Origin of the sequence: Pseudomonas caricapapayae, from assembly GCF_001400735.1 — a bacterium.
Taxonomy (GTDB): Bacteria; Pseudomonadota; Gammaproteobacteria; order Pseudomonadales; family Pseudomonadaceae; genus Aquipseudomonas; species Aquipseudomonas caricapapayae.
In genome coordinates, this window is record NZ_LJPW01000152.1 from 23051 (window position 1) to 32929 (window position 9879).

Sequence of the window (9879 nt, forward strand, 5' to 3'; positions counted from 1 at the left end):
CTGAAGTTGTTCGGCCGCTCAATCGAGGGTCCCGCGCCTGCAAGGGCGCGGTGGCCTTCTCTTTTCACCTTTGAATGCAGAGCCGTCCATGTCTGACATCCTCGAAGACCTTTCGCTGGCCACATTGCGTACACCCATTCAGGGTGGCGCGGGCGAAGACCTGAGTTTTTCCAGCCTGTTCGATCAGATCAAGGAGGCACGCCGCGCCGATGTCGACTATCTGACTCAGGGTGACTGGCAAACCGATCTGAAACAGGCCGACTGGGAACAGGTTGTGCAACTGGCCAGCGCCGGGATTGCAGAACAGAGCAAAGACTTGATGCTGGTCGCATGGCTAGGTGAAGGTCTGGCGCACAAATATCATTTCCGCGGTATCCGTTTCGCGCTGGCAGTGGCTCAAGCCATGCTCGAAGATTTCTGGGACACCCTGTTCCCTTCTCTGGAAGACGGCACCGAAGAGCGTTCTGCTCGCTTGGGGTGGTTGAATACAACCTTGGCCGAAGTGGTCCGTACGTTACCGATTACCCAAGGACAGGGCTACAGCCTGTTCAAATATGATGAATCTCGACAAGTTGAAAACCTGGCTCGACAGAACTCGTCGGCAATGAATCAGGCCCTCGAAGAAGGCAAGATCAACGCTGAATTGTTCCAGCGCTCGGTAGTACTCACCGACACAGATCACCTGAACCGCAAATACGCGGAAATGAGTGAATGCCTGGTTGCATGCAAACAGCTGCAATCAACCATCGATAGCGTCTTCGAACGCGATATGCCCAGTTTTCTCGCCCTCAACGATGTACTCACTCACGCTCGACAGCTTGTGGAGCGACTGCTCAAGGACCGCGGTGTCGAACTCGTGGCACCGGCAAGCCAGACAAAAGAAGACGTTACAGACGAGCCCGTCAACGAACGACCAGCGGCACGCAACGACAGTCCTGCAGCCAACGCTCCGATGCGCACCGTGCCACTGACCCGTGACGAAGCGTTTGCATTATTGCAAGGCGTGGCACAGTTCTTCAAACAGACAGAACCACACAGTCCGGTGCCCTACCTGGTAGAGCGTGCAATCAAGTGGGGAAATATGCCGCTGGAAAGCTGGCTGAGCGATGTGATCAAGGATGGTAGCGTCGTCGATGGAATCCGCGATGTTCTGGGCACCCTGCAACAGCGCGACTAAAGGCTGTGATAGCCACCAAAAGGAGTTTCAACATGCGTCCGATCATTTTGCTGAACGACCCGACCGACAAGGCCGGGGTCGTTGTCGAAGGATCTCCGACCACTCTGGTCAATGGTCGACTTGTGGCCAGGGTCGGCGACAAAGTCATGTGCCCGCATGGGGTCTGTGCAATCGCGACAGGCGACACGTCAACGTTGGTAGATGGCCGGCCGGTTGCCCGCCACGGCGACAAGACTGCGTGTGGCTCCAGTCTGATCGCCACCAACAGTGACTGTGGCATATTTTAAGGACGACAGCATGTTGAAGCCCTATGGCCAAGGTCATCGCTCTTTATGGGATGTCATTGGCGAGCGACGCGAACAGGAACAACGTCAGGCAACTCCGACACGTCCGCCGGCAGACTATGACCTCACGCGCGTCAAAATAGACAACGCCTGGCTATGGCTGCCGAACCTCGAACCTGCTCAAGCTGCTTCAGGGACATGGCTCGGAGCCGTTAATGGCGATTTTGAGCACGACCCCAGATTGGTCAGTCCATCGGGCCACCGTTATAACCTGCGCCGAATTAGTCTGCCCCAGCACAAACCGGAAATCGATACGTTGCCCCGAGCGCTTCAACTGCTTGAGGCCATGCTCGCACAATGGGACGATTTCACAGCCAACATCGACTGGGAAAACACAAAGGTCATCCTGTTTGCGCCGACGGACGTCTCCCCATCAGCCTGGGAGAACAAAGTCGTAGAAATCTGGCCGTTTGATTACCTGCCTGGAGAGGGTTTCGACAGTCCGTCGTTAGACTTCGATGAATGGTTGCCTTGGGCGCTTCAAAACAATACGGACGCGTCGGGCCTGCTATGCGTCAGCATAGACACCTGGGCGACAAAAGACCGGGCTGGCGCTCTGTCCAACGACGTCATGGTCGGTGAAAGCATTGCAATATTGAACCTGCAGCGCGTGGACCATGCCAACCCTGACGAAGAAAATACCTGGCAACTCTATCCGGCAATGACCCGCGAACACTCTCCACGTGCCTTGCAGCCAAGGCAAAGTAGCGCCGATCTGCAACACCTCGCAGAAGCCCTTTGCGAACAGGGTGGTGTTAAATCGAACGACATCCAGGCACTCATCATCGACGGTCATTTTCACGACAGGCGTCTCGAGCAGCTTTCTCATTACGTCAGTACCCACCTGCCACACGTTGTAGTGTCGGAGCACGTTGCCGGCCAGGCGTCATTGGCAGGCGAGCGAGGAAAGAGTGCGCGTCAGCTGAGTTCGCTGGCGCTTGCTTTTCACGCCGCCAAAGCACAAGACGGATCAGTTCTGGCATTCGACAGGTACGCGTCCACTCAAACACAAGCCTGGTTAGTGAGTAGGGGCACGGCGACGGCGCAGGCCGACGATGAGACCGCCGACCCGCTTAGAATCGAACAAGATGGACAGAGTAAAGACTCATGAAAGAAGACTTTGGACTCAATTCAAAACCCTGCTCCGTCAATGACCTGAATCCAGGTTGTGTTGAAATGTGGACACTTGGCCAACAAGTGGCTGTCAGGCGCTTGTGCGTAAAGACCCGCGCTGAATACAAGCAACCAGCCAGATACGAACTGCTCAAGGACTTCAGTACACGGGCTGCGCGAATCGCAGGCAATTACGCACGTATTTACCTGGAGCAAGAGCACAACGGCCAGCCCGAACAAAAAGGACGGTTTTACTGGACAGGACTAGCGGCGTTTGCAAGCAAACAGGTCATGTGTGCACTGGATTACTCCAGCAACACAAAGATGCGCTATTTGCCGCCCGCCGTACCGCCCTTGGAGATCACCAAGATATTTTTGGGCAAGGGAAACTTCTGGTTGTTCCAGGATATCTTTGTCTGGCATTGGTTTTATATCAATTACCCACAGCAATTCAATGAGTGCATAAAAACCCGGGACTTTAGTACGTATGATCCGCGATTCAAACAAAGCTTTGCACAATTGCCATGGATTGATGATGCACTGCCAAGGATAAATAACCTGAAGGTGACTGATTATCTGGTAAGCGGCTTCAAGTTGATATCGGCTATAGAGAAGGAGCCGGCAGGTACACTGCGTGAAAAATACAAATTTCAGTCCCTCCTGGCAATTGCCAAACATGAACAACTGATGATATTGCAACCGTTGATATACGAGGATAAAAGCTTCAGGGCACTGTTGTACATGCAAACGTGGGTCGAGGGGTACAGAGGTGTTCCGCGCCGACTGGCGTCCCTGAATGTTGAATGCGATACAGGCGACCCGGAGCAGGATGTCATCATGTCCGATGGCGAGCTGTACGACGCCGAGGACAGAATGATCTTTATTACAACAATTGCCTCTACGTATCATCGGAGAATGCAGAGAAAAAATATCGAGATGGAAAAGGCAATTATGACGATAGGGACGTGGAATGAACGCACTTAAATATATGATAGCAGTTTTCATACTACTGACCGGTTGTGAGGCTTCGGATATGAATACAAAAAATCGTGAGATCGAACTCTCTCTTGGAGGATCAATTGATACTGTCCTGGCTTCAACATCTGTAAAACTGCGAAAAGACTGCGATGATACGATGTGTCTCTACCAATTTATAGTGCCGTCAAAATCCTCTGAACTGATCACTGTCAAGGTACGCTCAGCATCCACCCTATTAGCGATTGAGAACGTTAGTTCGACCACTGTCGTCACCAATACCCTAAGGATTATTACAGATATAGACGTGTATGTAGCAGGAGTGTCAACCCATGCGAAACATGAAGACGCAATGGCGTATTTTTATCAACAAGTACAGCATCTAAACGCCGCAGGATGGCAGCGTTACATTTTTCCTAATGAAGCGAGAATACCCGGTACAGAAGCCAGCAAGTTTACCAACTTAAATGAAGTGCTAGGTAAAAATGTCGGTACAGGCCCCTGGATGGACCCGAACCTCAAGCTTTCCAAGCAGATCTGGGTCTCGATGCGCATGTTCGATCCGTGGAGATTTTACAACGGCAATGAATACCTTGACTTGATGGTACAACGCGAAAACAGCGAAGACGACCCGCAGAACCGTGGCTCTTACTTATTCACATGGATGTTCAAATCAGAAAGTGAGTTCTACGCCGAATTCGTGAGAGCCGAAGACCGTGAACGCTGGAGAGAGCTCCTGCCTGCTGAATTAACCCGAATGGGGAAAGAGCGCCAAAAGACAGAGGCGCAGCTGAAAAAAATGGGCATCAAGATCGATGAAAACTATAAAGATGCCAAACCTCCCGTAGAAGCGGGTTAAACCGAAGATACGTCGCAAACCGATTCAAGCAGTAAAGGAGCTACACCATGGATCTGACATTCGGTACCGCCCTCAGCCAGAGCGGACGCTTGCTGCAACTCACCACGCCGCTGGGCGAGCATCAGCTTCAGGCCCTGCGCGTACACGGGGTCGAGCGCATCGGCCGTGTGCCCCGCTACACTCTCGACGTGGTGGTGCAGGACACCGAATACGATCCTGAAAAACTCATCGGCCAACCCGTCAGCCTGGCCATCCTCTGCGATGACGGTTCTCCCGCGCAGCGTCATGGCCTGGTCGAGAGCGTGCGCTACTTGGGCAATGACGGTGGTCTGCATGACTGGCAACTGGTCTTCGCGCCTTGGTTCAGCCTGCTCGAGTACCGGCTCGACTGCCGCATCTGGCAGGACAAGAATCTGCCGGCGATTCTTGAAGCCGTTTTCTCGATGTACGAACAGGCCAAGGGCAATTACCGCCTGGACCTGCGTCGTGAATACGCACCGCTGTCCTACGTCACTCAGTTCAACGAGAGCGACGCCAACTTCGTGCAGCGTTGGTGCGAGCAGGAAGGTCTTTTCTGGTACGTCGAACACACTGCGGACAAGCATTGCATCGTCTTCACTGACACCGTCGACACCCTGCCCGCGTTGGCACCCCAGAGCGTTCGCTTTCACACTCAGAACGCCACCGAGAAACAGGACGGCATTACCCAGTGGAGCAGTGGCTCGCAGTTGCTCAGCGGCAAGCTGCATTGGCGCAGTGTCGATTACCTGGCCCACGGCCAGCCCCGCGAAACCGTGATGCCGGCCTTGCAGGCCGCTTCCGCCCCGCAGGCGCTGGAGCGTTACGAGTATCAGGGCCAGTACGGCTGGCAGAAGCAGGACCGCGGCGAATGGCTGAGCCGCGTACAGATCGAGCAGCGTGAGTCGCAGGCTCGTCGTGTGCAAGGTCAAAGCGGCGTGCGGCAGATGGAAGCCGGGCGCTGGTTTGAACTGACCCAGCATCCGCTGTATGCGCGTAAACCGGCTGAAGAGCGTCAGTTCCTGCTGATCGAAGTCGAGATGTTCGCCGAGAGCAACCTGCCACTGGCCAAGGAGAGACGCGAAGTGCCGGGCAGTCTGGCAGCGCTGTTCAGGTCGGTGCGCCCTGAGCAGTCGGGGTTGCCGGGCGTGGCAGCAGTGGCCGATGCATTGGGTGTGGGCAGTCATGGCTTCTTCCTAAACCGTTTCGAAGGCCAACTGCACAGCGTGCCGTTCCGCAGTCCCGCCGAGCACTCCAAACCTAAAAGCCTCGGCCAACAGACCGCCGTAGTTGTCACGCCCAGTGGCCATGAAGTGTTTACCGACACCCTCAACCGAATCTGTGTGCGCTTCCACTGGGACCGCCTTTCCCAGGACGGTGAACTGGGCTCCTGCTGGCTGCGCATGATGCAACCGAGCAGCGGCCCGGACTGGGGCAGTGTGCATGTGCCCCGTGCCGGTGAAGAGGTGGTCATCACTTTTCTGGACAACGACATCGACCGACCGCTGGTCATGGGCCAGGTCTACGGCGGCCATAAACCCGCCTGGCACTCCAGCGGGTTGATGGCCGGTTACAAGAGCAAGGAAGTCGGCGGCGGCGGTTTCAACCAGTGGGTGATGGACGATTCAACGGGCCAGGTCCGCACCCAGATCCACAGCAGCCACGGGCATACCCAGCTCAACCTCGGTTATTTGATCGACCAGCGCGGCAACAATCGCGGCGGCCTGCGCGGTACAGGTTTCGAGTTACGCACCGATGCTTACGGTGCCCTGCGCGCCCAGCAGGGTCTTTACCTCAGCACCTGGAAACGCAGCGGTGCCCAGGGCGCACAGATCGATGCCAGCGAAGCGCAGCAGCAACTGAAAAACAGCGAGCAACGCGTCAAGACCCTGTCCGATACCGCCCAACAGCACAACGCCCTGCCGATGCAGGAAGGCCTGGACAGCCTCACCCAGCTCAACAGCGATGCCGACGTGACCTACGGCAGCGACGACGGCGCCCCGAGCCAGGGCCCCGGCGAACAACAACGCAACGGCGGTGATACTGCCTGGGCAATCCGCAGCGGTGGACGCGGCAAAACACCGGGTTACCAGCAACCGCTGCTGATCGCCTCCTCGCCCGCCGACATCGCCACCGCCACCCCAAAAAGCACCCACCTGCACAGCGGCAAGCACCTGACCCTGAGCACCGGTGAAGACGTGAGCATCGCCAGCGGCAAATCCCTGCTCGCAAGCGTGGCGCAAAGCATCAGCTTGTTTGCGCAGAATGCCGGGGCCAAGCTGTTTGCAGCCAAGGGCAAGATCGAGCTGCAGGCGCAGAGTGATGCGATGGAATTGACCGCGCAGCAGGGCATGAAAATCACCTCTCTTGCACAGTTAGTGGAAATGTCTGCACAGAAGGAAATTTTGCTCACCAGTGGCGGCGCTTATATCAGGATCATACGCGGCAATATCGAGGTGCATGCGCCAGGCACAATAGACATCAAAGGTGCCAAAAAGACCCTCAGCGGTCCCGCAAGCATGGACTACGCAAATAAGCAGCTTCCCATCGCAGTACCCGCAGGGCTGTATGACGAGCAAAATCGCCTCATGACCAGCCACGGTGTACCGCTTGAGGATGTCGCGGTCGAGGTTGATATTCCTGACGAAGGCAAGAAAATATTTTTTACCGACCAGGACGGTAATATTCCACGGATTTTTAGCGACAAGCCTGGTAATGGCAAGATTACGCTGGTGCCTGATGAGTTGATCGTGCCCGCGGGGGCGGACAAATACTCTCCGAGTAAAAAATCATGAAGAATGACTTTAAATTTAACACTCAGGCTTGCTCGATCAACGATCTGAACCCGAAGTGTAGACAATTATGGTCAATCGGTCAGCAAGTTGCCGTAAGGCGGTTGAGCGTACAGACACGCGCACCTTACCAGCAGCCACCCCGATACCAGCTGATAAGCGACTTCAGCACGCGCGCTGCGCGTATCGCAGGTAATTACGCTCGAATCTATCTTGAGCTTGAGCCCAAGGGAAAACCTGAGTTAAAAGGGCGATTCTACTGGACCGGATTGGCAGCATTCGCCAGCAAGCAGGTCATGTGTGCGCTGGACTATACGACCCATACTAAGATGAGAGCGGTTCCGTTAATGGACTTATCGCTGGACTTGTCAAAGCAATTTTTGGGCATGGGGAATTTTTGGCTTTTTCAGGATATTTTTGTTTGGCATTGGTTTTATATAAACTACCCCGAGCAGTTCTTTGAATGCATAGGCAGTCGAAGCATTGGAGACTGCGAAGATAACTTTCAAGCCAGTTTTAAAAAACTCCCCTGGTTTAGTGCTGCCGTACCAAAAATCAATAATCTCAAAGTCACCCCCTACCTCAGACAGGGCTTTGAATTCATAAAGAAAACTGAAAGCATGACGACGGTATCAGACCGACGGGCGCTTCAGTATCAATCTTTAATCGCTATCGCCAACCACGAGCAAGTCAAGATTTTACAACCACTTATTTATGAAGACGTCGTTTTTCGAAGGTTACTGGACGCCCAGGCCGTGGTCGAGGGCAACTGGGGGGTACCACGCCGCCTGGCTGCATTAAGTACCGCATGTGAAACAAACACCAAAGCGCTGGACAACGTCATGACCAAGGGGGAACTTTATGACAAAATTGACCGAATGGTCTTTATTACTGAAATTGCCAACAGCTATCACGAGAAAATGTTTTCTTCAGCGTCCTATATGAACTCGGCAATCAGTACTATTTCCACCTGGAACGAGCGAACATGAGATTTATTTTATTCCTCACATTTCTTTTACTCTCTGGATGCTGGGATAACATGCAAAAAAACAACGCTGTGCAATTGTGGCTTGGAGATACTATCGAGACCACCAAGAAAAATCTAGGATCAGATCTTTTCAGTGACTGTGACTCTGAGCTGTGCTGGTATCGGTATCGACAACCCGTACGTAGCGGAAAATTTCTGACCATGATGTTAGGTGGAGAAACATCCAGATTTGAAATTCAGCGAGTCTTTGCTTTTTCAGTACCGATCTATACTCAAGACGACAACAAAATCGAGCTGATCAGTCTGAATCCTTTTGAAGTACCCGAGGACTCATTACACACTGAAGCGGAATCAAAATTTTATGAGCTGTTGACGTCACTCCAAAATGCGGGTTGGAAACGGTATATACGTCTCGGTGAACCACGAATTTCCGGAACAGAACTAAGCAAGCTTAGCACGGTGAATGAAGTACTCGGTAAGCCTGTTATGACAGGCCCCTGGAGTGATCCGTCAATACGACTACCCGAAGAGCTGTGGCGGTCAATGCCCATCTTTAGTGATTGGTCATTTTACCGTGGTAATGAATACCTTACAGTCAGTGTTCAACGGGAAGACAGTGAAAAAGAACCCTCTAAAACCGGGACCTATCTTTTTACGCTCACTTTCAAATCCGAAAAAAGATTTTTTTCAGAGTACTTTGATTCATCTGATCGCGATCGCATGAAAGAGCTTTTACCCGACCTACTGAAAAAGCTGGCATCGCAACGTGCGATCGCGGAAAGCCGTTTGAAGGAAATGGGAGTCACCATTGACGAACGTTACCAGAATCCCACGATCAGTATCCTGGAAGCACAGCATTGAACCTGATGCGCTTGGCAAGATGGTTGAGGCACGTCCAGTCGTGGGGATGGGGCAGCCGTGGCAGTCGATAATCTGACAGCAACCTGCCCGGAAAAACGAGCGGCTTTATGAAGTGGCTGTCTATCGGACTGACCAGATGAAGAATTGTGGCGATTTAGCGCCCAGGTTATGCGGTTGCGTAGTACACCATCCGAAAACTCCATACACTCTGCATCCTGATCAGAAAAACACCAGAACACAGAATTTCCCGGAAGAAAGACGTCACCCCAATGGAACATCAGGAGCAGTACCATGAGCACAGCAGATCAGACGCGCAGCACTGACACCTACAGCGCCAAGTGGCAGGAGCGCTTCAATTTCTTCGAGACGTATGGTGCGCCGAACGACCCGCGGTTCAAGGCTGGCCTCAAATCACTTCCTGGCTTCAGGAAGAAAATGCGGATCAATTTCAACGTCATCGCGTATTTCTTTGGCCCCATTTATTTCTTCGTGCTGGGCCTGTGGAAAAAAGGCATTGCGTTGATTGGCATAATGCTCGCGACCAACGCCTTGATCCTTCTGGTATGCACGCTTTTGGGAACCGAGGTTCCTTACGCGCTTGGGGGAGGTCTTAATGTGGCCTACGCCCTGATGTATGCGTTGACCGTCAACTACTCCTACTACCTCAAAGAAGTAAAAGGCGAGGAAGGCTGGAACCCGTTCAAAGGCATGCGTCTCTAACCCGAAAAGGTTACCGATGACACCGTCCCCTT

At 53.3% G+C, this 9879-nt stretch carries 9 protein-coding genes; all 9 read left to right on the plus strand.

Annotated elements, in window-relative coordinates; all coding sequences use genetic code 11:
• Positions 1–88 precede the first annotated feature (88 nt).
• The 9 genes from tssA (at position 89) to ALO80_RS22750 (ending at position 9847) form a co-directional block, all read left to right on the plus strand.
• On the plus strand, positions 89–1177 hold the full coding sequence (tssA, locus tag ALO80_RS22710) for a type VI secretion system protein TssA (RefSeq protein ID WP_055010628.1): 1089 nt from the start codon (positions 89–91) through the stop codon (positions 1175–1177).
• Between the two features lie 32 nt (positions 1178–1209).
• Positions 1210–1464 carry a PAAR domain-containing protein gene (locus tag ALO80_RS22715; protein WP_024959075.1) on the plus strand — a complete coding sequence of 85 codons (255 nt, stop codon included), beginning with the start codon at positions 1210–1212 and terminating at the stop codon, positions 1462–1464.
• A gap of 10 nt (positions 1465–1474) precedes the next feature.
• On the plus strand, positions 1475–2632 hold the full coding sequence (locus ALO80_RS22720; RefSeq protein ID WP_055010629.1) for a hypothetical protein: 1158 nt from the start codon (positions 1475–1477) through the stop codon (positions 2630–2632).
• Positions 2629–3618: a DUF2515 family protein gene (locus ALO80_RS22725; RefSeq protein ID WP_055010630.1), complete on the plus strand. Its 990-nt coding sequence runs from the start codon at positions 2629–2631 to the stop codon at positions 3616–3618. The genes ALO80_RS22720 and ALO80_RS22725 overlap by 4 nt, the downstream gene beginning before the upstream one ends.
• Positions 3605–4468: a hypothetical protein gene (locus ALO80_RS22730; RefSeq protein ID WP_055010631.1), complete on the plus strand. Its 864-nt coding sequence runs from the start codon at positions 3605–3607 to the stop codon at positions 4466–4468. The genes ALO80_RS22725 and ALO80_RS22730 overlap by 14 nt, the downstream gene beginning before the upstream one ends.
• Before the next feature lie 47 nt (positions 4469–4515).
• A complete protein-coding gene (locus ALO80_RS22735; RefSeq protein WP_055010632.1) occupies positions 4516–7281 on the plus strand; it encodes a type VI secretion system Vgr family protein in 2766 nt (921 codons plus the stop codon).
• Positions 7278–8267, plus strand: coding sequence for a DUF2515 family protein (locus tag ALO80_RS22740; protein ID WP_055010633.1), 990 nt, complete (start codon positions 7278–7280; stop codon positions 8265–8267). The genes ALO80_RS22735 and ALO80_RS22740 overlap by 4 nt, the downstream gene beginning before the upstream one ends.
• A complete protein-coding gene (locus ALO80_RS22745) occupies positions 8264–9127 on the plus strand; it encodes a hypothetical protein (RefSeq protein ID WP_223813441.1) in 864 nt (287 codons plus the stop codon). The genes ALO80_RS22740 and ALO80_RS22745 overlap by 4 nt, the downstream gene beginning before the upstream one ends.
• A gap of 291 nt (positions 9128–9418) precedes the next feature.
• Complete coding sequence (locus tag ALO80_RS22750) at positions 9419–9847, plus strand: DUF2628 domain-containing protein (RefSeq protein ID WP_055010634.1); 429 nt, start codon at positions 9419–9421, stop codon at positions 9845–9847.
• Positions 9848–9879: the final 32 nt, after the last annotated feature.

Excerpts from the sequence above, each read along its gene's own strand:
- tssA (WP_055010628.1), top strand. The coding sequence starts at position 89 with ATGTCTGACATCCTCGAAGACCTTTCGCTGGCCACATTGCGTACACCC.
- ALO80_RS22715 (WP_024959075.1), top strand. The coding sequence starts at position 1,210 with ATGCGTCCGATCATTTTGCTGAACGACCCGACCGACAAGGCCGGGGTC.
- ALO80_RS22720 (WP_055010629.1), top strand. The coding sequence starts at position 1,475 with ATGTTGAAGCCCTATGGCCAAGGTCATCGCTCTTTATGGGATGTCATT.
- ALO80_RS22725 (WP_055010630.1), top strand. The coding sequence starts at position 2,629 with ATGAAAGAAGACTTTGGACTCAATTCAAAACCCTGCTCCGTCAATGAC.
- ALO80_RS22730 (WP_055010631.1), top strand. The coding sequence starts at position 3,605 with ATGAACGCACTTAAATATATGATAGCAGTTTTCATACTACTGACCGGT.
- ALO80_RS22735 (WP_055010632.1), top strand. The coding sequence starts at position 4,516 with ATGGATCTGACATTCGGTACCGCCCTCAGCCAGAGCGGACGCTTGCTG.
- ALO80_RS22740 (WP_055010633.1), top strand. The coding sequence starts at position 7,278 with ATGAAGAATGACTTTAAATTTAACACTCAGGCTTGCTCGATCAACGAT.
- ALO80_RS22745 (WP_223813441.1), top strand. The coding sequence starts at position 8,264 with ATGAGATTTATTTTATTCCTCACATTTCTTTTACTCTCTGGATGCTGG.
- ALO80_RS22750 (WP_055010634.1), top strand. The coding sequence starts at position 9,419 with ATGAGCACAGCAGATCAGACGCGCAGCACTGACACCTACAGCGCCAAG.